General features: G+C 51.1%; 26 protein-coding genes. 12 read left to right on the top strand and 14 right to left on the bottom strand.

The genetic code is table 11. The features are described 5' to 3' along the window. Positions 1-68 precede the first annotated feature (68 nt). Positions 69-1,235, top strand: a complete 1,167-nt coding sequence (locus tag JQN59_RS20635) for a YjgN family protein (RefSeq protein ID WP_149607504.1) — start codon at positions 69-71, stop codon at positions 1,233-1,235. A 59-nt stretch (positions 1,236-1,294) separates the two neighbouring features. Here the strand turns inward: JQN59_RS20635 and miaE are convergent, their stop codons facing one another. Both miaE and rraB read right to left on the bottom strand, forming a co-directional pair. Further along, positions 1,295-2,053, bottom strand: coding sequence for a tRNA isopentenyl-2-thiomethyl-A-37 hydroxylase MiaE (gene miaE, locus JQN59_RS20640; protein WP_008786061.1), 759 nt, complete (start codon positions 2,051-2,053; stop codon positions 1,295-1,297). Between the two features lie 51 nt (positions 2,054-2,104). Beyond that, on the bottom strand, positions 2,105-2,530 hold the full coding sequence (gene rraB, locus JQN59_RS20645; RefSeq protein WP_003025845.1) for a ribonuclease E inhibitor RraB: 426 nt from the start codon (positions 2,528-2,530) through the stop codon (positions 2,105-2,107). 98 nt (positions 2,531-2,628) lie between these two features. On the opposite strand from rraB, the gene argL reads away from it, so the two are divergent. Both argL and argF read left to right on the top strand, forming a co-directional pair. Beyond that, positions 2,629-2,724 (top strand): putative translational regulatory protein ArgL, encoded by a 96-nt coding sequence (gene argL, locus JQN59_RS27260; protein WP_373371225.1) that lies wholly within the window; start codon positions 2,629-2,631, stop codon positions 2,722-2,724. Then, positions 2,694-3,698, top strand: a complete 1,005-nt coding sequence (gene argF, locus JQN59_RS20650; protein WP_149607503.1) for an ornithine carbamoyltransferase — start codon at positions 2,694-2,696, stop codon at positions 3,696-3,698. The genes argL and argF overlap by 31 nt, the downstream gene beginning before the upstream one ends. A 105-nt stretch (positions 3,699-3,803) precedes the next feature. Here argF and JQN59_RS20655 read toward each other — a convergent pair whose 3' ends face one another. Next, a complete protein-coding gene (locus JQN59_RS20655) occupies positions 3,804-4,256 on the bottom strand; it encodes a YhcH/YjgK/YiaL family protein (RefSeq protein ID WP_079934456.1) in 453 nt (150 codons plus the stop codon). Positions 4,257-4,494: 238 nt separating this feature from the next. Here JQN59_RS20655 and pyrL point away from each other — a divergent pair, with 238 nt between their 5' ends. The 4 genes from pyrL to ridA all read left to right on the top strand — a co-directional run bounded on the left by pyrL (position 4,495) and on the right by ridA (position 6,506). Further along, complete coding sequence (gene pyrL, locus JQN59_RS20660; RefSeq protein WP_003025819.1) at positions 4,495-4,596, top strand: pyr operon leader peptide; 102 nt, start codon at positions 4,495-4,497, stop codon at positions 4,594-4,596. A 36-nt stretch (positions 4,597-4,632) separates the two neighbouring features. Continuing rightward, positions 4,633-5,568 carry an aspartate carbamoyltransferase gene (pyrB, locus tag JQN59_RS20665; protein ID WP_003025818.1) on the top strand — a complete coding sequence of 312 codons (936 nt, stop codon included), beginning with the start codon at positions 4,633-4,635 and terminating at the stop codon, positions 5,566-5,568. Positions 5,569-5,581: 13 nt separating this feature from the next. Then, positions 5,582-6,043: an aspartate carbamoyltransferase regulatory subunit gene (gene pyrI, locus JQN59_RS20670; protein WP_003025816.1), complete on the top strand. Its 462-nt coding sequence runs from the start codon at positions 5,582-5,584 to the stop codon at positions 6,041-6,043. 76 nt (positions 6,044-6,119) lie between these two features. After that, complete coding sequence (ridA, locus tag JQN59_RS20675; RefSeq protein ID WP_000047544.1) at positions 6,120-6,506, top strand: 2-iminobutanoate/2-iminopropanoate deaminase; 387 nt, start codon at positions 6,120-6,122, stop codon at positions 6,504-6,506. A gap of 34 nt (positions 6,507-6,540) precedes the next feature. Here ridA and JQN59_RS20680 read toward each other — a convergent pair whose 3' ends face one another. From JQN59_RS20680 to mgtL, 8 genes are all read right to left on the bottom strand, one after another. Beyond that, complete coding sequence (locus tag JQN59_RS20680) at positions 6,541-6,909, bottom strand: hypothetical protein (protein ID WP_149607502.1); 369 nt, start codon at positions 6,907-6,909, stop codon at positions 6,541-6,543. After that, positions 6,906-7,325: a hypothetical protein gene (locus JQN59_RS20685; RefSeq protein WP_149607501.1), complete on the bottom strand. Its 420-nt coding sequence runs from the start codon at positions 7,323-7,325 to the stop codon at positions 6,906-6,908. Before JQN59_RS20685 ends, JQN59_RS20680 begins: the two co-directional genes overlap by 4 nt. Then, the gene (locus tag JQN59_RS20690) at positions 7,318-7,992 is read right to left on the bottom strand and encodes a hypothetical protein (RefSeq protein WP_239484205.1); all 675 of its coding nucleotides are present in this window, start codon (positions 7,990-7,992) and stop codon (positions 7,318-7,320) included. Before JQN59_RS20690 ends, JQN59_RS20685 begins: the two co-directional genes overlap by 8 nt. Positions 7,993-8,184: 192 nt before the next feature. Next, the gene (locus JQN59_RS20695; protein WP_003830349.1) at positions 8,185-9,471 is read right to left on the bottom strand and encodes a TRAP transporter large permease; all 1,287 of its coding nucleotides are present in this window, start codon (positions 9,469-9,471) and stop codon (positions 8,185-8,187) included. Between the two features lie 30 nt (positions 9,472-9,501). Then, entirely contained in the window at positions 9,502-10,011 is a 510-nt protein-coding gene (locus JQN59_RS20700) for a TRAP transporter small permease (RefSeq protein ID WP_020996255.1), read from the bottom strand. Between the two features lie 62 nt (positions 10,012-10,073). Beyond that, entirely contained in the window at positions 10,074-11,051 is a 978-nt protein-coding gene (locus tag JQN59_RS20705; protein WP_048215053.1) for a TRAP transporter substrate-binding protein, read from the bottom strand. A gap of 375 nt (positions 11,052-11,426) precedes the next feature. Further along, a complete protein-coding gene (mgtA, locus tag JQN59_RS20710; protein ID WP_048215054.1) occupies positions 11,427-14,135 on the bottom strand; it encodes a magnesium-translocating P-type ATPase in 2,709 nt (902 codons plus the stop codon). Between the two features lie 144 nt (positions 14,136-14,279). Continuing rightward, on the bottom strand, positions 14,280-14,333 hold the full coding sequence (gene mgtL, locus JQN59_RS27265; RefSeq protein ID WP_223240846.1) for a mgtA regulatory leader peptide MgtL: 54 nt from the start codon (positions 14,331-14,333) through the stop codon (positions 14,280-14,282). Between the two features lie 191 nt (positions 14,334-14,524). Between mgtL and treR the strand changes: the two genes are divergently transcribed. The 5 genes from treR to nrdG all read left to right on the top strand — a co-directional run bounded on the left by treR (position 14,525) and on the right by nrdG (position 21,921). Further along, positions 14,525-15,472 carry a trehalose operon repressor TreR gene (gene treR, locus JQN59_RS20715; RefSeq protein ID WP_149607499.1) on the top strand — a complete coding sequence of 316 codons (948 nt, stop codon included), beginning with the start codon at positions 14,525-14,527 and terminating at the stop codon, positions 15,470-15,472. Between the two features lie 157 nt (positions 15,473-15,629). Beyond that, entirely contained in the window at positions 15,630-17,048 is a 1,419-nt protein-coding gene (gene treB, locus JQN59_RS20720; RefSeq protein ID WP_048215055.1) for a PTS trehalose transporter subunit IIBC, read from the top strand. 49 nt (positions 17,049-17,097) lie between these two features. After that, the gene (treC, locus tag JQN59_RS20725; RefSeq protein ID WP_149607498.1) at positions 17,098-18,750 is read left to right on the top strand and encodes an alpha,alpha-phosphotrehalase; all 1,653 of its coding nucleotides are present in this window, start codon (positions 17,098-17,100) and stop codon (positions 18,748-18,750) included. Between the two features lie 408 nt (positions 18,751-19,158). Then, positions 19,159-21,297, top strand: coding sequence for an anaerobic ribonucleoside-triphosphate reductase (gene nrdD / locus JQN59_RS20730; RefSeq protein WP_048215057.1), 2,139 nt, complete (start codon positions 19,159-19,161; stop codon positions 21,295-21,297). A gap of 159 nt (positions 21,298-21,456) precedes the next feature. Beyond that, positions 21,457-21,921, top strand: a complete 465-nt coding sequence (gene nrdG, locus JQN59_RS20735) for an anaerobic ribonucleoside-triphosphate reductase-activating protein (RefSeq protein ID WP_048227187.1) — start codon at positions 21,457-21,459, stop codon at positions 21,919-21,921. A 3-nt stretch (positions 21,922-21,924) separates the two neighbouring features. Here the strand turns inward: nrdG and JQN59_RS20740 are convergent, their stop codons facing one another. From JQN59_RS20740 to JQN59_RS20750, 3 genes are all read right to left on the bottom strand, one after another. Next, the gene (locus JQN59_RS20740) at positions 21,925-22,209 is read right to left on the bottom strand and encodes a type II toxin-antitoxin system RelE family toxin (protein WP_048227188.1); all 285 of its coding nucleotides are present in this window, start codon (positions 22,207-22,209) and stop codon (positions 21,925-21,927) included. Then, positions 22,199-22,441, bottom strand: coding sequence for a type II toxin-antitoxin system RelB/DinJ family antitoxin (locus JQN59_RS20745; protein ID WP_003830370.1), 243 nt, complete (start codon positions 22,439-22,441; stop codon positions 22,199-22,201). Before JQN59_RS20745 ends, JQN59_RS20740 begins: the two co-directional genes overlap by 11 nt. Positions 22,442-22,518: 77 nt before the next feature. Further along, the gene (locus JQN59_RS20750) at positions 22,519-24,432 is read right to left on the bottom strand and encodes a BglG family transcription antiterminator (protein WP_149607497.1); all 1,914 of its coding nucleotides are present in this window, start codon (positions 24,430-24,432) and stop codon (positions 22,519-22,521) included.

Consider the following 24,432-nt stretch of genomic DNA (forward strand, 5'->3'; position numbering starts at 1 on the left):
AAAGCCCTGTATTATTAACAACGTTCTGCAGCAAACTGAAGCTCACATCAATACAAGGATGTTTACTGATGCCTACCGCGTGTAAAACTCAGGAATCACACTCATTAATATTTCATGGAAAAGGTTCATCCTTTTTTATCATTTGTCTGGTAAATGTTATTTTATCAGTGATAACATGCGGCATATTTCTACCATGGGCAATCGTCCGTTGCCGCCGCTATATTTTTGAAAATATGGAACTGCGTGGTGCCCGATTTGATTACCATGCGAAAGGCAGAGATATATTTATAAGTTGGATTGCCATAACAGTCATAATGGTTCTTCTCAGTTTTATCGAGTTCGCATTGACTCACTCTGAGACTATTGTCTTTGTACCTTGGATATTTATCCTGACGCTCCCCTTCATGATGGTGAAAAGTCTGGGCTATCACGCAGCAATGACCTCTTTGAACAATGTGCGCTTTGGTTTTCAGTGCTCCATGCTACGTGCATGGTGGATTTTAATTGGCATGCCTGTTCTGGTCTTAGTATTGATGTCTATTGTTTTTATCGGCCTCATGCAGCTACTATGGCCATCAGACCTCGAACCAATGGTTTCGTTAATAGTTTGCCTGATCGTACTGTTCGTAATAGCCATATTCATGCTTAACGGTGTTGTTTACCGTAACTGGATAATGCTTTTTGCCAATAACTATAAGTTTGGTATTCATCGCTTCACTATAAATATTAAAGCATCAAGGTGCACTATTATTTTATTGATCTCATTAATTATCCAAACCCCCTTTATAGCTGTCATTGTAAATATTATGAATTCGCTTTTTCATGACATCTATAATTACGGTTTATTCGCGCTATTGTCCGGTGCACAAAGAACACTCACATTGACATACCTACTATATTTTGTAGGTATTCTGTTCTCGTCCGCTTACGCTTTTTCGGCATTGCGTAATTACACATTCAATCACCTGGCACTCGCGGGTAGTATTCACTTTCACTCATCGTTGAGATTCACCAGAGTGGCCCTCTATCTGCTACTGATAACCTTCATAACAATGATCACATGTGGTCTGGCCTATCCATGGTTGAGAATACGACTTCTGCGTTATCAGATCGAACAAACCGTTGTTATCGGCAACCTTGATGAATTGGATCTTACTAACGATGACATTCCTCTGGACACCGGTGCGTTTGCAATTATCTCTCGTGGCACAGCGACGGCACTGCCATTTATGTAACATCTACGGCCGGGAAACCCGGCCGTTTCTAACGTATCTTCACATTTAACAGGATGCCTTCAGGCCGGAACGCCGCTGTGAAAACGGAATTCATCGTCAGGAGAGGTGATCAACGCGGCTTCTACTTCGCCAAAAAACCGAACCCGGCTGCTGATATCATCGGCTGAAACCTGCTGCGCCAGCGCCAGGTAATCCTGATAATGTCGGGCCTCGGATCGCAGCAGCGACAGATAAAACGCCTGCAAATCGTCATCCAGATACGGTGCCAGTGCGGCGAACCTTTCGCAGGAACGCGCCTCAATGTAAGCCCCGCATATCAGTTTATCGATTAGCGTTAAAGGCTCATGGGTGCGTACCTCTTTGAGCATGCCTTTGGCATAACGGCTGGCGGTAATCTTGATATAGGGAATGTTACGGCTCATCATCGCCTCACGCACCTGCCAGAAGTGATGAAGCTCTTCTTTGATAAGCAAAACCATGCTGTCGATAAGCTTGCGTCCCCACGGGTCGTCGGTTTGCGGCATCACGCTTTTGCTTATCTGTTTATTCAGCGCGATAAAATCCGGCTCATCCCCTTCTCTGAAAGCAAACGCTTCATAGGGTTTCAGCCAGTCCAGCAGCGCCTGCGATCCCTGTTTATCCGCGACATACTTACGCACCAGCAGCATCGCCGTTTGCGCCGCTTTCAGCTCACAGACGAGGTGATCAGTCAATAACAGAGGCAGATTCGCCGGGTCTCGCGCTTTATCAAGCCAAGCCTGGGGCGTTTTACAGTGCAGGAAATTGTGGATCGGGGAGAGTATTTGCAGGTAATCCATACGTTGTCCTTGGCCTGCGGCAGCCTGGGCTACCGCAGGTCAGTAGATGACTTAGTGACGCACGCCGTCATCATCTTCGTCGACGAGGTCTTCATCGTCGCCGTCTTCGCCTTCTTCGCCGTTCGGGTCTTCAAAATAGGTGCCCCAACCGTCGTATTCCACATCATATTTTTCGGCCAGGTTCATCAGCTGCTCAACCTGAGCATCGATCAACTCCGCATTCAGTGCACATTCGCTCAGAATGTCACAGCAAATAACCGTGTCGCCTTCTTCCACTTCCAGCTCTTCCGGCTCGGTCACTTCATAACCCAGCTTGAAGGCTTCTACTGCCGCTTTTTCCAGGGTTTCGAAGTCATCCGCGGAAAGGTGATGCTCAATGGTGTACAGCGCGTCTGGATCGCTGCCATCTTCGAGTAACTCTTCAATAATCAAGCGCGTTTCTTCACGCTGTTCTTCCAGTAGTTCCGGGTTTGCCATGGCTCGTTCCTCATAATGTCCTGCCGATACTCTTATTGTCACATACCGCTGTCATTGCCTCCACCTTTCCAGGAAAGATTTGTTAAACAAGGTTGCAAATGAATAAACATACATATAAATTGAATTTTAATTCAATAAATGGCCTAAGCCATGTGAGGGAACCATGTCTGCGTTTTATCAGAAACATTTTTTGAAACTGCTTGATTTCACCTCTGCTGAACTCACGTCACTGCTTCAGCTCGCCGCACAGCTGAAGGCAGATAAGAAAAACGGCACTGAAGTCGCAAAGCTCACCGGTAAAAACATCGCGCTCATCTTCGAAAAAGACTCAACCCGTACCCGTTGCTCTTTCGAAGTTGCCGCATACGATCAGGGCGCGCGCGTGACATACCTCGGGCCAAGCGGCAGCCAGATTGGCCATAAAGAGTCGATCAAAGACACGGCCCGCGTGCTCGGCCGCATGTACGACGGTATTCAGTATCGGGGCCACGGTCAGGAGATTGTCGAGACGCTGGCGGAATATGCCGGAGTTCCGGTGTGGAACGGATTAACCAACGAGTTTCATCCCACCCAGCTGCTGGCGGATCTGTTAACTATGCAGGAACACCTGCCGGGTAAAACGTTTAATGAAATGACGCTGGTCTACACCGGTGATGCCCGCAACAATATGGGCAATTCCATGCTGGAAGCCGCCGCGTTAACCGGGCTGGATCTGCGTCTGGTTGCACCGCAGGCCTGCTGGCCGGAGGAAAGTCTGGTTGCGGAGTGCAAAGCGCTGGCACAGAAAAACGGCGGCAATATTACGCTGACCGAAGATGTCGCCACGGGCGTGAAAGACGCAGACTTCATCTATACCGACGTCTGGGTATCAATGGGCGAAGCAAAAGAGAAGTGGGCCGAACGTATTGCGCTGCTGCGTAAGTACCAGGTTAATAGCGCGATGATGGTGTTGACCGGCAATCCGCAGGTGAAATTCCTGCACTGCCTGCCCGCGTTTCATGACGATCAAACCACGCTTGGCAAACAAATGGCACAGGAATATGGTCTGCACGGTGGAATGGAAGTGACCGATGAGGTCTTTGAATCTCCCGCCAGTATCGTATTTGATCAGGCGGAGAACAGGATGCACACCATCAAAGCGGTGATGGTGGCGACGCTAGCGAAGTGAGGGCATGGATGAAAAGAATGCCGGATGGCGATGCTAAGCATCTTATCCGGCCTACAATAGTGCTCCGTAGGCCGGGCAAGGCGAAGCCGCCCCCGGCACATACGCTTATGCCACCCGCATTTTCACCACGGCTTTGCGTACCAGCGCTGGTGCACCGACCGCGCACAGCGGTTTATGCACTTCGCCCGGATAAAACACCACGAAATCACCTTCGTTCAGCACCACCGTTTTCTCCTGTCCCCCTTCCGGCAGGAAGGCGATATCTTTATCCGCCAGCCAGTCAGTTTCCGGCGCGCCCGCAGGCTGCGTGCTGAAGGTCATGCCTTCCTGACCTTTGAGCAGGATCTGAATATCCAGATAGCGCGCGTGATACTCAGCGCGGCGCTGTGCAAACGGCTCCGTCATATCTTCAGCAATCAGATAAAACAGACGATCGCCGTCGATGTCGTGCTTACCCTTTTCCGTCGCATCCGTCACATGCGCTTTAATGTGTTCAATCGCCTGACGCAGCTCTTCCGGCAGCCAGGCATCCAGGTTGTGAATATTGCCGACAATCATCTTAAACCCCTTAATTAAAACATCGTTTCATTTTAGTTGTTATACGAAAAAACGGTCTGCCATACTACTGCTATTTGCCGATATTTTGCGTCAACGCATGTTTATCTCATTGTTGCTGTTTGGCATTCAGGGTGAATGAATATTCATGAGAATCGTTTGCGATGAATAATTTGTGCATTTTTCGCTTGATCCCATAACGGAGCTGAGTATAATCGCGGACAATTTGCCGGGAGGATGTATGGTTCAGTGTGTACGACATTTTGTCTTACCGCGTCTGAAAAAGGACGCTGGCCTGCCGTTTTTCTTTCCGTTGATCACCCATTCCGAGCCCCTCAATTGAGGGGCTTTTTTTTTGCCCAGGCGTCAGGAGATAAACATGGCTAACCCGCTCTATCAAAAACACATCATTTCCATAAACGACCTCAGCCGCGATGACCTCAATCTGGTCCTCGCAACAGCGGCGAAATTAAAAGCTAACCCACAGCCGGAGCTGTTAAAGCATAAGGTTATCGCCAGCTGCTTCTTTGAAGCCTCAACCCGCACCCGTTTATCCTTTGAAACCTCCATGCACCGCCTGGGCGCCAGCGTGGTGGGTTTCTCTGACAGCAGCAATACCTCTCTGGGCAAAAAAGGTGAAACGCTGGCCGACACTATTTCCGTCATCAGCACCTATGTCGACGCCATCGTAATGCGCCATCCGCAGGAAGGCGCCGCGCGTCTGGCTACGGAGTTCTCCGGTAACGTTCCGGTACTGAACGCAGGCGACGGCTCCAACCAACATCCCACCCAAACGCTGCTGGATCTGTTCACCATTCAGGAAACTCAGGGTCGCCTGGACAATCTGCACATCGCCATGGTGGGTGACCTGAAATATGGCCGCACCGTCCATTCCCTGACCCAGGCGCTGGCGAAGTTCGAAGGTAACCGTTTCTACTTCATCGCCCCGGACGCGTTGGCGATGCCGCAATACATTCTGGATATGTTGAATGAAAAAGGTATCGCCTGGAGCCTCCACGGCACTATTGAAGAGGTGATGGCGGAGGTCGATATCCTCTATATGACCCGCGTACAAAAAGAGCGTCTGGACCCGTCCGAATACGCCAACGTGAAAGCGCAGTTTGTTCTGCGCGCCAGCGATCTGAACGGCGCCAGAGCAAACATGAAGGTACTGCATCCGCTGCCGCGTATCGATGAGATCACCACCGACGTCGACAAGACGCCGCACGCCTGGTATTTCCAGCAGGCTGGCAACGGCATCTTCGCCCGCCAGGCGTTACTGGCACTGGTATTGAATAGCGAACTGGCACTGTAAGGGAGAAAAAGAGATGACACACGATAACAAACTGCAGGTTGAAGCCATCAAACGTGGCACCGTGATTGACCATATTCCCGCACAGGTTGGTTTTAAGCTGCTGACGCTGTTCAAACTGACGGAAACCGACCAGCGTATCACCATCGGTCTGAACCTGCCGTCAGGCGAGATGGGCCGTAAGGACCTGATTAAAATTGAAAACACGTTCCTGACCGATGAGCAGGTAAACCAGCTCTCCCTGTACGCCCCGCAGGCAACGGTAAACCGCATTGACGATTACGACGTGGTGGGTAAATCTCGTCCGAGCCTGCCTGAGCGTATCGACAATGTACTGGTTTGCCCGAACAGCAACTGTATCAGCCATGCTGAGCCGGTTTCCTCCAGTTTTGCAGTGAAAAAGCGTGCTGATGACATCGCACTCAAATGCAAATACTGTGAAAAAGAGTTTTCGCATTATGTGGTGCTGGCCAACTAATTGGGGTTGGTTATGAGATCCCGGCTCCCTATAATGAGCGGGAACATTCTACTACCGCTGTAATTCAGGAGAAATCATGAGCAAGACTATCGCGACGGAAAATGCACCAGCAGCAATCGGCCCATACGTTCAGGGCGTTGACCTGGGTAGCATGGTAATCACTTCCGGTCAGATCCCGGTCGATCCGAAAACCGGTGCCGTAGCGGAAGACGTGTCCGCTCAGGCACGTCAGTCGCTGGAAAACGTAAAAGCTATCGTTGAAGCAGCAGGCCTGAAAGTGGGCGATATCGTAAAAACGACCGTCTTCGTAAAAGACCTGAACGATTTCGCAACTGTAAACGCGACCTACGAAGCGTTCTTCACCGAACACAACGCGACCTTCCCTGCGCGTTCTTGCGTAGAAGTTGCCCGTCTGCCGAAAGACGTGAAAATCGAGATTGAAGCGATCGCCGTTCGTCGCTAAGTCTTATTAGAGAGCCCTGCTCTGGCAGGGTTCCTTAAGTATTGCAGCCTATAACCGAAAAAATCAATTCTCTTCCATTATTCTTTAAGGTGATGGTTTCATTTTCGATTATCCCCACTCCCCAATTATATAATTCCATTTCCCCTTTCTGCTGTAATTCTATATTCTCTGAGAAACAGGTTTGTCCTAAAACCCAGTTCAACCTTGAACTATAAATATTAAATTTAATATCATCATCACTATCATTTTTCATCTTTTCCAATGTATAAACTATCTTATTGTGAATATTAAAACTAACAATATTGTTATATCTTTCAACTGAATTAATAGAAAAAAAACAGATAAAAATTATAATTAGTAAAAAAAATATTTTTAGAGTAGTTCGTCTTATAAAAGTGTTCATTGGTCATGTCCCCATAAAAAAGAATAGCCAGATGAACCAATGAGCGCTTTATTTTTTTCCTGACACTTAATTATCCCCCATTTCTCTGCGACCAAGGATATATCATTTTCATGTGCAATTTTACGGTAAACGTACCGGTAAGGCTGAAATGGATCGTGTAGAGGAGTGTTCATTTCCCTTACAATAATATTCCCAGACGATTTCTCCAAATAAACATATAAACCATGCCAAGATAAATTCTTTGCATAGTGGGTATTTGAATCATCGTTACGGCACCATTGTACAACCAGAAGATAGTGACTTTCACGCACGGGTAACCAGCAAACCGAAATAATATACAGCATATAACAAAAGGCACAAACTAAAGCGAAAGTGAGTATTTTTTCCATGTAAAATAAAGTGCTATGCTCAGTCATGCCATTTTACCTCTGACTCAATGGCACCAAAAATATTGTACTCTCTGGCCAGACACTCCTGATGAAACCTCCCCATAAAAGTATCACTCACAGGAACTACACTACCTAAACGAACGCCAGAATTTGCGACACTTACATTCCAGTTATACCTGTCAAAAAACTTAAACTGAAATGTCAAATTATAACTACATAATCTACTACCATTGCTCATCTTATTTTTATACTTATCTTCGGTAATTTGCACCCGACCTTTACCCCAGTATTGATAACCTCCTATAGCATAAAACAAGTCTGGATCGCTAGAAATAAAATCATCAGTATTAACATGCGCAGAAGTAAACTCATGTTGACCTGGCGGTAATGTTTTACAAAAACTCTTTGCCTCATTCAATAATTGCACATAATTATCCCTTAACTGGGCTGATTTTCCCATTATATCAGTTAAGTTAATATGTATGTCTTCACCCGTATTTTGCAAATAATGCAGTAAATTTTCTCGTGAAAAAGGATAGCGATACTTTAAATATAAGCTCCCATCAATCAACTGCTCCAGGTAATATTTATAATAATAAAATTGATCTGAAAAATTCCCCGCACTACACCATTCACCACTTCCAACATCAACACTATATTCAGGTTCCTCTCTCCCCAATATATAACCGATCATAATACTTCCTAAGAATAATTAACATGACAAGATGTTAACATTTATAATCTAGCATATTCTGTTGGAAGACACAGGCAATGCCATAATTCAGAAAATATTTAGCTGTATTGGGTGAAACACAAAAAAAACGGGCATGGAAGCCCGGAATGAATTTAGGTTGGCCCGGTAAGCGCGAGCGCCACCGGGCATTTATCACATCACACCAAACAGTTTCGGCAGGAACAGCGAAATCGCCGGAATGTACGTCACGAGCATCAGCACCAGGAATAGCACAAGGTAGAATGGCAACATCGCCTTCACCACCTGCTCTATTTTCTGTTTACTCACCGCACTGGCCACAAACAGCACCGACCCTACCGGCGGCGTAATCAGGCCGATCCCTAAGTTCACCAGCATGATCATGCCAAAATGAACCGGATCAATGCCGAGCGCGTTGGTCACCGGCAGCAGAACCGGCGTCAGAATGAGGATCAGCGGTGCCATATCCATCAGCGTACCGATCAGCAGCAGCATGATGTTAATACACATCAGGATGACGTATTTGTTGTCCGAGATGCTGGTGAAGGCTTCAGTGATACGCATCGGCAACTGCATATAAGTCATGACAGCACCGAACGCGGCGGCAAAGCCTATCAGGATCATGACGATAGTGACCGTTTTCACCGTGCGGAACATCAGCTTCGGCAGCTCAGACCATTTATAGTCACGATAGATAAACATGGTGACAAAGAAGGCCCACAGGCAGGCAATTGCCGCAGACTCCGTTGCGGTAAAGATACCTGACAGGATACCGCCCATGATGATCACAACGGTCATCAGGCCCCACAGCGTATCAACGAAAATCTTCAGTGCCTGGCGAAACGGTACACGTTCTCCTTTTGGATAACCGCGCTTGTGCGCAAAAGCCACGCACATCACCATCAGGCTGAGGCTTAACAGCAGCCCCGGCAGGATCCCGGCGATGAACAGCGCGGCAATCGACACCGTGCCACCGGTTGCCAGCGAGTAGATAACCGAGTTATGGCTGGGCGGCGTAAGAATCGCCTGTACCGAACCGCTGGCCGTTACCGCTGCGGCAAAGTCACGCGGATAACCTTTTTTATCCATCTCCGGGATCATTACCGAACCGATGGACGCGGTATCCGCCACGGACGATCCGGAAATAGCACCAAAAAAGGTTGATGCCACAATATTTACCAGCGACAGTCCGCCGCGGATAAAACCAACAAAAATATAGGCAAAGTTCACCAGTCGCCGCGCAATTCCCCCTTCGGCCATAATAGCCCCGGCCAGAATAAAGAATGGGATCGCCAGCAGCGAAAACTTATTCACCCCACTGGTCAGTTGGATCATTACCGCTTCCAGTGGAATATCTATGTACCAGGCCCCAATGATGGCGCTAATGCCAACTGCGTACGCTACCGGTACCCCAATCGCCAGCATAATGCCGAGCGTAAAGACGAGAATAAATGCATCCATCTGCTTTCCTTTCTGAAATGGGGGCGGTAACTAGCTAGTCGATCCCAGCATGACAACGGGACGTTGGTACTGCGGACCACGGAAAATCTTTTCAGCGATAAACAGCAGCGTTATGGCAGAGCCTATCGGCAACGGAAGATAGTTTTGCCCGGCGCTTAAAAGCGGGAATTCCGCCACAGGCTGGTCCCACAGTTCAAGACAGAGATTGGTTCCGTACCACAGAATGAACAGACTTATCGCCACCAACATAACGTCAGCGATTACCGAGCAATAACGGCGGGAAGCATCCCCCAGACGGTCAATCACCATGCTCACCGCGATATGCGAGCCTGCACGATAGCTCACCGCCGCGCCAATAAAGGTGAATGTCACCATACAGAGAATAGCGACGGGTTCAGGCCATGACAGGGCGTTATTCAGAACATAACGCGCGAATATGCCAATGGGGATAATGGCGACCATGACCAATAATGCGATACCGGCAATCCACATTGACACCCGATAAAGAAAATCCATTACCGATGAATAGCATTCACCCATAATTATCACCTCGAATTAATCAAAAGATTCAGGCGGAGGGTTGATATCCTCCACCTGATGAATTACTTCACATCCTGAATACGTTTGATCAAATCCTGGTGGTCTTTACCATAATTATCCCGCACTGACTGCGTGGCTTTATAGAAATAATCCGTATCAATATCGTGGAACTGAACGCCGTTGGCTTTCATGGTCTCCAGTGATTTCGCATTATAATCCTGCCAAAGTTTTCGTTGCTCTATCTGTGCTTCCTTGGCGAGTTTAATAATGAGATCCTGATCTTCTTTTTTCAACTTATCCCATTTAGCTTTCGAAAACAGAAAAAGCTCAGGAATAATAAAGTGTTTGCTCCAGGTATAGTTTTTCACGACCGGCAAATAGTTATGCGCAACAAACGTTGGCGGGTTATTTTCCGTGCCATCAATAACGCCGGTCTGCATGCCGCTAAATACTTCACTGACGCCCATGACAACGGAGTTAGCGCCCATCGCTTTCAGGGTATCCAGCGCTATCGGACTTCCTTGAACACGGATTTTCATACCGTGTAAATCTTCCGGTTTCACCACCGGATTTTTGGTGATCAGGTTACGCGTGCCGGCATCCATCCAGCCGAGAAACACCAGCCGCGATTTGGTATTGGCCGTCAGACGGTCGCCAATCTCCTGACCAATCATGCCGTCGAGAACCTTATGCAGATGGTCCTCATCGCGGAAAATATATGGCAGGGTAAACACGTTAATTTCAGGGAGAATGGCGGCAACAGGCGTCATTGAGACACGAATAATATCGATAGCGCCTAATTGCGCCTGTTCAATCATCTGTTTTTCATCGCCTAACACGCCACCAGGAAATGTTTTAATCTCCAGACGGCCGTCGGTCGCAGCGCTAAGTTTTTCCCCCATATGTTTCACTGCGACAACGTTCGGGTAATCAGCCGGATGCACATCTGCGGCGCGAAAAGTTTGTGCCAGCGTTGCATGACTCGCCAGGAATACAGACGCGCCAATACACAGACTTAACAGGTTTTTTGTCAGTTTCATTTGTCCTTCTCCAGAAGTTCATAATATCCATTAACAGGAATAGCTTGCAGAGCAAATGACTGCCGGAATTAAAAACGGGCAGCGAGAAACTTTCTTAACGACGTTACCTGCGCAGACTAACTGGTGTAACAATTTATTTCGATGACTGCGTTCACAAAAAATCGCAGACGCTTAAAATTTTTAGCACACTGTTTCATTTTTGCAATGCAGATCGTTTTATTGATAAAAAAACAACGCAAGGAAGGCGATTTGATACTAATAACACCCGTTAGCATTTCAATAAAAATAAAACACTAATGTTGCGAGGTAATATCTTCGAATGAAAATGAGGAATGCAGGATGGTATTAACACCATCCTGCTGAGGCGTTTGATGTTTACTGCCAGCCGTAGCGACGGCTATAAAAACCTTTCACTAATTGAGTCAATGTCATGTAACCCGCCAGAATCGCAATCAGCCACGGGAAGTAGCTCAGCGGCAATGCCTGCAATTGCAGATAGCTGGCCAGCGGCGAGAAGGGTAATGCAATGCCGACGACCATCACCACCAGCGTCATCAGCATCAGCGGCCACGCGGCGCGGCTCTGGATGAACGGCACGCGACGGGTACGAATCATATGCACAATCAACGTTTGCGACAGCAGGCCCACCACGAACCAGCCAGACTGGAACAACGTCTGATGTTCAGGCGTATTGGCATGGAAGACGAACCACATCAGGCAAAAGGTCAGAATGTCGAAGATCGAGCTGATCGGTCCAAAGAAGATCATAAAGCGGCCCAATTCGCTGGGATTCCAGCGCTGCGGCTTTTTGATCTGCTCTTCGTCGACGTTATCAAACGGAATCGCCACCTGGGATACATCGTACAGCAGGTTCTGAATCAGTAAGTGCAGCGGTAACATCGGCAGGAACGGTAAGAAGGCGCTCGCCACCAGCACGCTAAACACGTTACCGAAGTTTGAACTGGCCGTCATTTTGATGTACTTCAGCATGTTAGAGAAGGTACGGCGTCCTTCAATCACCCCTTCTTCCAGCACCATCAGGCTCTTTTCCAGCAGGATGATATCCGCCGCTTCACGCGCAATATCAACCGCGCCGTCAACGGAGATACCAATGTCCGCCGCACGCAGCGCCGGGGCATCGTTTATACCATCGCCCATAAAGCCGACCACATGGCCTTCGCGCTTGAGCAGCGTGACAATGCGCTCTTTGTGCATTGGCGTCAGACGGGCAAACAGCGTGGTGCGCTGAGCAAGCCGAGCCAGCTCATCATCGCTTAACCCTTCAATGCTGCTACCGATAACCACATCCCCCGCATCCAGGCCCACTTCATGACACACTTTTGCCGCCACCAATTCGCTATCGCCAGTGAGGATTTTCACCGTAATGCCGCTGGCTTTCAGCGCTTTAAGCGCAGGTGCGGTGGTCTCTTTCGGCGGATCGAGGAACGCAATATAGCCTTCGAGGATCAGATCTGATTCATCAATACGCTGGTAATCACCTTCACGCGCTGGCAGGTATTTCGTCGCCACCGCCACCACACGCAGCCCCTGGCGGTTCAGCGTGTCCGTAACGCGTTTCACCCGACGCAGCATGTTGTCATCTAACGGGACTATCTCACCGTTGTGACGCACCTGGGTACACACGCTGAGGATCTCCTGTAGCGCCCCTTTACAGACCAACTGGTGCACATCGGTTTCTTCTGCCACCACTACCGACATGCGGCGACGTTCAAAATCAAACGGGATCTCATCGATTTTCTGCCAGCGAGTCGAGAGCTGGCGGGCTGATTCTTCGTCCACACCTTCCAGCACCGCCGTATCCAGCAGATTCTTCAGCCCGGTCTGATAATGGCTGTTCAGCCACGCAGAATGCAGGACATGTTCGCTGGGTTTACCAGAGATATCCGTATGATTCTCAAGTACAATTTTATCCTGAGTCAGGGTGCCGGTTTTATCGGTGCACAGAATATCCATTGCGCCAAAGTTCTGGATAGCGTCGAGGTGTTTAACGATAACCTTTTGTTTTGACAGCTTCACCGCCCCACGCGCCAGCGTCGAGGTGACGATCATCGGCAGCATTTCCGGTGTCAGTCCCACCGCCACAGACAGGGCAAACAGCGCCGCTTCCCACCAGTCACCTTTGGTGTAGCCGTTGATGATAAGCACGATGGGCGCCATCACCAGCATAAAGCGGATCAGCAGCATGCTGACGCGGCTGATCCCTTTCTGGAAGGCATTCTGCTCGCTTTCCTGCTCGCTGACGCGACCGGCCAGTTGCCCAAACCAGGTATTGGCTCCGGTTGAAATCACGATGGCCTGCGCCGTGCCGCTCACCACGTTGGTGCCCATAAAGCACAGAGTATCGCATTCCAGCGGGTTGCTTTGCTGCGGATCGCGACTGGTTGCCACTTTCTCCACCGGCAGCGATTCACCGGTCAGCGAAGCCTGGGCTACGAACAGGTCACGAGCCTGTACCACGCGCAGATCGGCCGGGATCATATCCCCTGCCGCCAGCTTGATGACATCGCCGGGAACCAACTGGTCGATCGGCAGTTCAACCCAGCCGTTCTCCCCTTTCTCGTTGATAACGCGCAGCACCGTGGCGGTGTTGCTGACCATCGCTTTCAGCGCATCAGCCGCTTTGGTGGAACGCGCCTCTTGCACAAAATTCAGCAGCGTAGAGATGACGACCATCAGGGCGATGACGCCAGCGGCAAACAGATCTTCGGTGGCATAGGAAATCGCCCCGAGAATGGTCAGCAGTATATTAAACGGATTGCGGTAGCAGACCCACAGATGCACCCACCAGGGCGACGGCTTCTGCGCCGGCAACTGGTTCTCGCCATGTATTTCGCGGGCGTTTTCGACTTCTGCGGCGTTTAAGCCTTCCGGATGAGCGCCGAACGTTTTCCACAGCGCGTCTTCGTCCATCAGCGCCATTTTCAGGCAATGTTCGCTTAGCGATGGCGGGATCGGCGTGCTGGCAACGGTCTGAGCATTCGGCAATGGATCACGATGCACCAGACGATGCGGTAAATGGCGGTTTAGCCGGGCAAACAGCTGGCGGGTCATATTTTTGAACATAGGCAGTCCCTCTGCACTTGTATAAACAGGCGCAGTAAATCCTTCAGGCGTGGCAAAGCCTTGCCTGGTGGCAATATTAAAATCACAACAGGGACGTCAGAACGTCACTGTCTTACTGCTCCGGTAAGACAGTGAAAGACGGGCTTACCGGAAAGGGTTGTTTCTCCATCTCGGGAGAGGGGTGGGATCGGGATCCATATAGCCTCCGGTAAGTGAATGATTTGCGTCGCGGATTATACGCAGAAAACCATAAGGTTTGTGGCAATTATGGCGGTATGATAAACCATGGAAACTAAACCAAACGTATACCAGACTTTGCCCATTGCTCCGCGCTTGAGTAAAGTTATTCTCTATTTGGCATAACTTCACACGCAACACGGGAAAACAGGATGCAAAATCGGCTGACCATTAAAGACATCGCCCGCTTAAGCGGTGTGGGAAAATCAACCGTTTCCCGTGTGCTCAACAATGAAAGCGGCGTGAGTGAACGCACCCGCGAACGCGTTGAGGCGGTGATGAATCAGCACGGTTTTTCCCCTTCCCGCTCCGCACGCGCCATGCGCGGACAAAGCGACAAGGTGGTGGCGATTATCGTCACGCGCCTGGATTCTCTTTCAGAAAATCTCGCCGTGCAGACCATGCTGCCCGCCTTTTATGAACAGGGCTACGATCCGATCATGATGGAAAGCCAGTTCTCGCCCGAGCTGGTTGAAGAACATCTCGGCATGCTCAGACGCCGCAACATTGATGGCGTGGTGCTGTTTGGTTTTACCGGCATTACTGAAGCCATGCTCGCCTCCTGGCAGGATTCTCTGGTGCTTCTGGCAAGAGATGCCAAAGGCATTGCCTCCGTCTGCTATGACGATGAGGGTGCCATTCGTACCCTGATGCAGCGTTTATACGAACGCGAGCATCGCCATATTAGCTTTCTTGGTGTTCCGCATAGCGATGTGACCACTGGTAAACGCCGCCATGAGGCCTACCTGGCATTCTGTAAAAAACACAAACTACATCCTGTGGCCGCGCTGCCGGGTCTGGCCATGAAGCAGGGCTATGAGCAGGCCGCCAACGTCATCACCCAGGAAACCACCGCCTTAGTCTGTGCGACGGATACCCTTGCCCTTGGGGTCAGCAAATATCTGCAGGAGCAGCGGATTGAGAACCTGCAGTTGGCAAGCGTGGGCAGCACGCCGCTGATGAAATTCCTCCATCCGGAAATTATCACCGTCGATCCAGGATACGCCGAAGCCGGGCGACAAGCGGCCTCGCAGCTGATCGAACAGATCAACGGCCGTAGCGAACCACGACAAATCGTTATTCCTTCCACCCTCTCCTGATCGCTTTCTGAGCATTAATTTGTGATCTTCGCTGCGTTTCGGGAACGTTCCCATTTTTAAATATTCATCGAAGATATACTCTGGCGCCAACAACGAGAGAGTTGCCGAATGACGACGCAACAGCGTCTTTTCCGGTCTACGGGGAACACACACCATCATGAGCAAAATAAAACAAGCAGACATCGACCGGCTAATTGAGCTGGTTGGCGGGCGCGACAATATCGCTACGGTGAGTCACTGCATTACTCGCCTGCGTTTTGTGCTGAATCAGCCTGCAAACGCCAGGCCGAAAGAGATCGAATTGTTGCCAATGGTCAAAGGCTGCTTCACCAACGCCGGGCAGTTTCAGGTGGTAATTGGCACCGAGGTGGGCGATTACTACAAAGCGCTGTTGGCGACAACCGGTCAGGCCAGCGCCGACAAAGAGCAGGCAAAGAAAGCGGCGCGGCAGAATATGAAATGGCACGAGCAGTTGATTTCTCACTTCGCGGAGATCTTCTTCCCTCTGCTGCCAGCACTGATTAGCGGCGGCCTGATCTTAGGTTTCCGTAACGTGATCGGCGATCTGCCCATGAGTAACGGGCAGACGCTGGCGCAGATGCATCCTTCGCTGAAAACCCTCTATGACTTCCTGTGGCTGATTGGCGAAGCGATCTTCTTCTATTTGCCGGTCGGGATTTGTTGGTCGGCGGTCAAGAAAATGGGCGGTACGCCGATCCTCGGTATTGTGCTGGGCGTGACCCTGGTTTCTCCGCAACTGATGAACGCCTATTTGCTCGGTCAGCAGGTGCCGGACGTGTGGAACTTCGGCCTGTTCAGCATTGAGAAAGTGGGCTACCAGGCGCAGGTCATTCCGGCACTGTTGGCCGGGCTGGCGCTCGGGTTTATTGAAACACGCATGAAGCGCATCGTCCCGGATTACCTGTATCTGGTGATCGTCCCGGTGTGCTCGCTGATCCTTGCGGTATTCCTTGCGCACGCCTTTATTGGTCCATTTGGCCGCATGATCGGCGACGGTGTCGCGTTTGCGGTCCGTCATCTGCTGACCGGCAGTTTTGCTCCGATTGGCGCGGCGCTGTTCGGCTTCCTGTACGCCCCGCTGGTGATCACCGGTGTGCATCAGACCACGCTGGCTATCGACATGCAGATGATTCAGAGCATGGGCGGTACGCCGGTATGGCCACTGATCGCCCTGTCGAATATCGCTCAGGCCTCTGCGGTGGTCGGGATCATTATCTCCAGTCGCAAACACAACGAACGTGAAATTTCCGTTCCTGCCGCGATCTCCGCCTATCTCGGGGTAACTGAACCAGCGATGTACGGGATCAACCTGAAATACCGCTTCCCAATGCTGTGCGCGATGATCGGCTCCGGTCTCGCCGGACTGCTGTGCGGCCTGAACGGTGTGCTGGCGAACGGGATTGGCGTCGGCGGTTTGCCGGGCATCCTCTCCATCCAGCCGACTTACTGGCAGGTCTTTGGCATGGCGATGGTCATTGCGATTGTCATCCCAATGGTACTGACCTCATTCGTTTACCAGCGTAAACACCGTCTGGGCACATTACAGATTGTCTAACTTTTCTTCGGGGCGCAGTTGCGCCCCAGCGTATTTCCAGGAAACAACCATGAATATTCCCCACTGGTGGCAAAACGGCGTTATCTATCAGGTTTACCCCAAGAGTTTTCAGGACACCACCGGCAGCGGCACCGGAGATTTACGCGGCGTGACGCAGCGCCTCGACTATCTGCAAAAGCTGGGCGTTGATGCCATCTGGCTGACGCCGTTCTATATTTCACCGCAGGTTGATAACGGTTACGACGTCGCAGACTACACGTCTGTCGATCCGGCCTACGGCACGCTGGAAGACTTTGACGAACTGGTGGCGCAGGCGAAAGCGCGCGGCATCCGTATTATTCTCGACATGGTGTTTAACCACACCTCAACCCAGCACGCCTGGTTTCGTGAAGCGCTGGATAAAGACAGCCCGTATCGTCAGTTTTATTTCTGGCGCGACGGCACGCCAGACTGCCCGCCAAATAACTGGCGCTCCAAGTTTGGCGGCAACGCCTGGGGCTGGCACTCCGAAAGCGAGCAGTACTATCTGCACCTCTTTGCTCCGGAGCAAGCCGACCTGAACTGGGAAAACCCGGCGGTACGCGCCGAGCTAAAGAAAGTGTGCGAGTTCTGGGCCGATCGCGGCGTGGACGGATTGCGCCTCGACGTGGTGAATCTTATCTCTAAAGATCAGGACTTCCCGAACGACCCCGACGGCGATGGACGCCGTTTTTATACCGACGGCCCACGCGCGCATGAATTTTTGCGTGAGATGAACCGCGATGTTTTTACCCCACGCAACCTGATGACGGTCGGCGAAATGTCTTCCACTACGCTTGAACATTGCCAGCAGTACGCCGCACAAGATGGTAGTGAACTGTCGATGACCTTTAACTTCCACCACCTGAAAGTAGATTACCCCAACGGTGAGAAGTGGACGTTAGCAAAACCCGATTATGTGGCGCTAAAAGCCCTGTTCCACCACTGGCAGCAGGGCATGCACAATCAGGCATGGAACGCGCTGTTCTGGTGTAACCACGATCAGCCGCGCATCGTGTCGCGTTTTGGCGATGAAGGTAAATACCGCGTTCCGTCGGCCAAAATGCTGGCGATGGTGCTGCATGGCATGCAGGGAACCCCCTACATCTACCAGGGTGAAGAGATTGGCATGACCAACCCGCACTTCCGCCAGATTACCGATTATCGCGATGTGGAAAGCCATAACATGTTTGCCGAGTTGAACGGCCAGGGACGCGATGCGCAAGAACTGCTGGCGATCCTCGCCAGTAAATCACGCGATAACAGCCGCACGCCGATGCAATGGGATAGCAGCAAACACGCGGGCTTCACCCGCGGCGAGCCATGGATCAATCTGTGTGACAACGCGGCAGACATCAACGTGGCGGCAGCACTGAACGATACCGAGTCGGTGTTCTACACCTATCAGAAGCTGATCGCCTTGCGCAAAGCGGAGCCGGTTATCACCTGGGGCGACTACCAGGATCTGCTACCGGACAGCCCGCATCTGTGGTGCTATCAACGAGAGTGGCAAGGGCTGCGGCTGCTGGTCATTGCCAATCTAAGCGATACCTTCCAGAGCTGGCAGCCATCCCAGACCGACGGAAACTGGCAGGTGCTGATGCACAACTATGCCGAGGTTGCCAGCCAACCTGGGGACATGACACTGCGTCCTTTTGAGGCCGTCTGGTGGTTGCAAAAATAGCTTGCAATTATGTTCAGGCCCGGTACGCATAGCGCTACCGGGCGTTGCTACATACGCTTAGCTTAGCTTCCTGTTTTTGTTGAATAATTAATCAGAATTTTCTGCCCACAATTTACAATCGCTGTACTGCCCGTCATCTGTACGCTCCGATTTTTACTTTGCGCTACATCAAATAAATCGTAAACATCCTTGATGCAAATCACTACATATAGAACTTAAAATGCACGCCGACCCAATATGTTGTATTAATCGACTACAATTGCTACAACTACAGTGCACCGTTTAACGGTGGAATTGTGGATAAAGTGGGTCAGGATTGCGGGAAGTCATTGGCCAGATAGATGAATAAAGCCATGGCCGCTTCTCCAACCTCTGTGGATAACCTGTTCTTATAAATATGGAGTGATCATGACACCGCATGTGATGAAACGAGATGGCTGTAAAGTGCCGTTTAAATCAGAGCGCATCAAAGAAGCCATTCTGCGTGCAGCTAAAGCAGCGGGAGTCGATGACGCAGATTACTGTGCCACCGTCGCAGAAGTCGTTAGTAGCCAGATGAATGAGCGCAGCCAGGTCGATATCAACGAGATCCAGACAGCGGTAGAAAACCAGCTGATGTCTGGTCCGTACAAGCAACTCGCCCGTGCGTACATCGAATATCGCCACGACCGTGATATACAGCGTGAAAAACGTGGCCGTCTGAACCAGGAAATTCGTGGTCTGGTTGAGCAAACCAACTCTGCTCTGCTGAACGAAAACGCCAACAAAGACAGCAAAGTGATCCCGACCCAGCGCGACCTGCTGGCCGGTATCGTCGCCAAACACTATGCGCGTCAACACCTGTTGCCGCGTGATGTCGTCCAGGCGCACGAGCGTGGTGATATTCACTATCACGATCTCGACTACTCTCCGTTCTTCCCAATGTTTAACTGCATGCTGATCGACCTGAAAGGTATGCTGACGCAGGGCTTTAAGATGGGTAACGCGGAGATTGAGCCGCCAAAATCCATCTCCACCGCGACGGCCGTCACCGCGCAAATTATCGCGCAGGTTGCCAGCCATATTTATGGCGGTACCACCATTAACCGTATTGACGAAGTTCTCGCACCGTTCGTGACCGAGAGCTTTAATAAGCATCGCAAAACCGCTGAAGAGTGGCAGATCCCAGATGCCGACGGTTATGCGCATTCCCGTACCGAGAAAGAGTGCTACGACGCATTCCAGTCCCTTGAGTATGAAGTGAATACCCTGCATACCGCCAACGGTCAGACGCCGTTCGTTACCTTCGGTTTCGGCCTGGGAACCAGCTGGGAATCGCGTTTGATCCAGCAGTCCATTCTGCGTAACCGCATTGCTGGCCTGGGTAAAAATCGTAAAACCGCCGTGTTCCCGAAACTGGTGTTTGCGATTCGTGACGGTCTGAACCACAAGTTTGGCGATCCGAACTATGACATCAAGCAGCTGGCGCTGGAGTGCGCGAGCAAGCGTATGTATCCGGATATCCTGAACTACGATCAGGTGGTTAAAGTGACCGGCTCCTTCAAAACGCCGATGGGCTGCCGCAGCTTCCTGGGCGTATGGGAAAACGAGAACGGCGAACAGGTCCACGATGGCCGTAACAACCTCGGCGTTATCAGCCTTAACCTGCCTCGTATCGCGCTGGAAGCTCATGGCGATGAAACCACCTTCTGGAAACTGCTCGACGACCGTCTGATCCTGGCGCGTAAAGCGCTGATGACCCGCATTGCGCGTCTGGAAGGCGTGAAGGCCCGCGTTGCACCAATCCTGTATATGGAAGGGGCCTGCGGCGTGCGTCTGAAAGCAGACGATGACGTGTCAGAAATCTTTAAAAACGGCCGCGCGTCGATTTCTCTGGGTTACATCGGCATTCACGAAACCATCAACGCGCTGTTTGGCGACAAACACTTGTACGACAGCGAGCAGCTTCGGGCTAAAGCTATCGCCATTGTGGAACGTCTGCGTCAGGCGGTCGATCAATGGAAAGACGAAACCGGCTACGGCTTTAGTCTGTACAGTACACCAAGCGAAAACCTGTGCGATCGTTTCTGCCGTCTGGATACCGCCGAGTTTGGCGTGGTGCCGGGTGTTACCGACAAAGGTTACTACACCAACAGCTTCCACCTCGACGTGGAGAAAAAGGTTAACCCGTACGACAAGATCGATTTTGAAGCGCCGTACCCGCCGCTGGCGAATGGAGGTTTCATTTGCTACGGCGAGTACCCGAACATTCAGCACAACCTGAAAGCACTGGAAGACGTCTGGGATTACAGCTATCAGCACGTGCCGTATTACGGGACCAACACGCCAATCGATGAATGCTACGAGTGCGGCTTTACCGGTGAGTTCGAGTGCACCAGCAAAGGCTTTACCTGCCCGAAATGTGGTAACCACGACGCCGCGCGCGTATCGGTCACTCGCCGCGTATGCGGTTATTTAGGCAGCCCGGACGCTCGTCCGTTTAACGCCGGTAAGCAGGAAGAAGTGAAGCGCCGCGTTAAGCATTTAGGTAATGGGCAGATCGGTTAATTTCGACAGTATTATTGCCTGGCGATGTGACGCTTTTCGCAAAGCAATTGGCGCCAGGACAAGGCGGCAAGCAAGCGAATCCCGGGGAGCTTACATAAGTAAGTGACCCGGGTGAGCGAGCGCAGACAACGCAGTAATGGCGTCAATTGAGAAGCGAAAATGCGATACCATCAATACTATCCTGTCGATATCGTCAACGGCCCAGGAACCCGCTGCACCCTGTTTGTGTCGGGATGCGTGCATGAATGCCCTGGCTGCTATAACAAAAGCACCTGGCGACTCAATTCCGGCCAGCCGTTTACCAAAGAGATGGAAGACAAGATCATTGCCGATCTGAACGACACGCGAATCCCTCGCCAGGGTATTTCGCTGTCCGGCGGCGATCCGCTGCATCCGCAAAACGTGCCGGATATCCTGCAACTGGTACAGCGTATTCACGCTGAGTGTCCGGGGAAAGATATCTGGGTGTGGACCGGCTACAAGCTTGATGAACTCAACGCCGCACAAATGCAGGTGGTGGATCTCATCAACGTGCTGGTCGATGGTAAATTTGTGCAGGATCTTAAAGACCCGGCGCTGATCTGGCGCGGTAGCAGCAACCAGGTTGTACATCATTTGCGTTAATCGCTAAAGCCGTTTGTTTGCATCGTGATAAACGGCTGAATGTTCTCGCTTACCTACCGCGACAACAAACACGACCACAACCTCATCCCGAACCTGGTACACCAGACGGTACCCGGACGATTTAAGCTTAATTTTATAGCAGTCAGGAAGACCATTTAAACGGGCAGAGTCAATTCTGGGGTTCAACAACACGTCGGCCAACTTCTTCTTAAACTGAGTCTTCACCGTATCACCCAGTTTATGCCACTCTTTTAAGGCTCTCGGGTCGAATTCCAGTTCATAAGTCATCCAGACTAACCTTGATTCCCTTTTGCGGGCTGGCAAGCCTTTCCCGGACTGTCTGAATGAGTGCATCTTCACTGTCGCTAAGGGTGACGGTTTTCACCGGCATGCGCCCCGTTTCCGCGACGTACTGAAACAGTAATCGCACAGCTTCCGTTGGAGTAATATTCAGTTTTTCCAGCACGGCATAAGCCTCATTTTTGAGTTTGTCATCCAGACGGACGTTCAGCGTGGCCATTATGCCTCCAGTAAAATCGAATGTGTAATGCAGTTTAGCATTACATTCGCATTACATCGAATTCTGGATAACGCCTCTCAAAAACGGCTCACACACTCCATCGCAACCGCTTTGAACTCGGTGAAATTCCGGCACGCGCAGAGTCGCGTCATCGCGCGTTCGCGCAGGAAGGTGACGAAGATATCGTAGATAGCCATCGCCTCTTCGTATTCACTCTTGCTGATAGCGAGCAAGAAGATCACGTGGGCCGTTTCATCGCCCCAGGCGATACCCTGCGGGGCGAGGATGGTGTAGACCACCGTTTTCTTTGCCAGCAGACCAAGGGCGTGCGGCAAGGCAATGCTGTCACCCAGCATGGTGCTGACGATGGCCTCACGCTCAACCACCGAATCAAGAAACTCCGCATCGACAAAACCTTCATCCTGCAACTGACGGCATAAGGTTTTGAACAACGTTTGTTGATCCATTGACTCGTCAATCACACGAAAATGGGCGGCATCGAAGAATTTGTTCAACATCCACGGACGGGTTCTGTCGACCAGCACCAGTTTGCCAATCTGCTCCAGCTGATAATCGGTAGGGAATGGCGCAATCATCACCACCGGCTTATCTTTTTCACCAATCCGCGCGGTTGAGATGACAAAATCTTCGCTGATGCTTTCCCGCTGTTCGTAGTCACGAAGCGTTACGGTATCGACGATCTCTATCTGCGGATACTTACGCGCCAGTACCGCTTCAATCATCCGCGCCATCGCATTTCCGGCATCGCATACCAGCAGAACCTTCGGCTGCCTCTGGTAACCGATGTTGTAACTACGCTCCAGCCCGACGCCAATATGCAGCACGAGGAAGCCAATCTCATTTTCACTGATGGTGTACGGCGTATATTTTCCCCATCCCGAGACGGCGGCCAGCGTCATGTCCCACGCCATGGGGTAGTGCTGTTTAATATTTTCCAACAACGGATTGGGGATCATTATCTGGTAACGCACCCGGGTGATCATCGTCTTAATATGCGTCAGCAGGTCAGCATGCAACTGTTTATCATTCAACAGGTTGTAGTTGTACTGGGTGTTGATAAAACGCAGGATGTAATTGACCAACGCTTCGTCATCATCCGCATTGATAGCACTGGGCGCGATCTCCTGAACCTGGCGGGCAGCAATATGCACCTGTAGCCAGTTTTCTTCGGAAACGGAAAGCGGTTTGTCTGCCAGGCGGTGCAGTACCGCCGCGATTTCCCGCGTGGCCAGGCACACCGATTGATCGGCTTCTTCTGCGGCAAAATCCGGGAGTGGATATCCTTCGCTAATCCGCCGTACCGCCACCGCGCAGTACAAGCGTAAAAACAGCTCGCCCTCATCGGTCAGACGAATATGGAAACGGGCAAAAATGTCCTGCAAAACAGGTTGCAACTGTTCAGGGAGCCCCGCATTCAGCGCTTCTTGCGTCACTAACGGGTGCTGCGGATCCTGCTGCGCCAGCGTCCACAGCAGATCGGTCAAACAGGCGCGGATCGCCATTTCGCTGCCGAACAGCTTCATGCCGTGACGGGGACGCGTTTCCAGCGTCAGATGATAACGTTGCAGATGCTCGCGCACCTCAGCCATATCGTTTTGCAGCGTCGCTCGGCTGATAAACCATTCATCAGCTAAATCTTCCAGCTTCAGTGAGAAAGCCGATGTCAGAAAACGTACCACCAGCCAGTGTATCCGTTCCTGGCTGGTGCGTGGGATGCGCAGCAACGTATTGGGCTGCTGCGTTTGCAGGGTGTGAAAGCTTGCCGGGTCGTCAATTTTGAGCTGATATCCATTACCCCGGCTGAGGACAAACTGTGCGCCATACTGGGTGAGCAGCGCGTTTAGCGCGGTGATATCCGCCCGTACGGTGCGTGTGGAAACCGACAACCGCTGCGCCAGCTCGTCCTGTGGAAGCGCTTCGTTTTGCAACATGGCAAACAGCTGTGCTAAACGTTGGTTGGGGAATCGCAC

It is taken from the genome of Citrobacter sp. B72, from assembly GCF_016894305.1.
Taxonomy (GTDB): Bacteria; Pseudomonadota; Gammaproteobacteria; order Enterobacterales; family Enterobacteriaceae; genus Citrobacter; species Citrobacter portucalensis.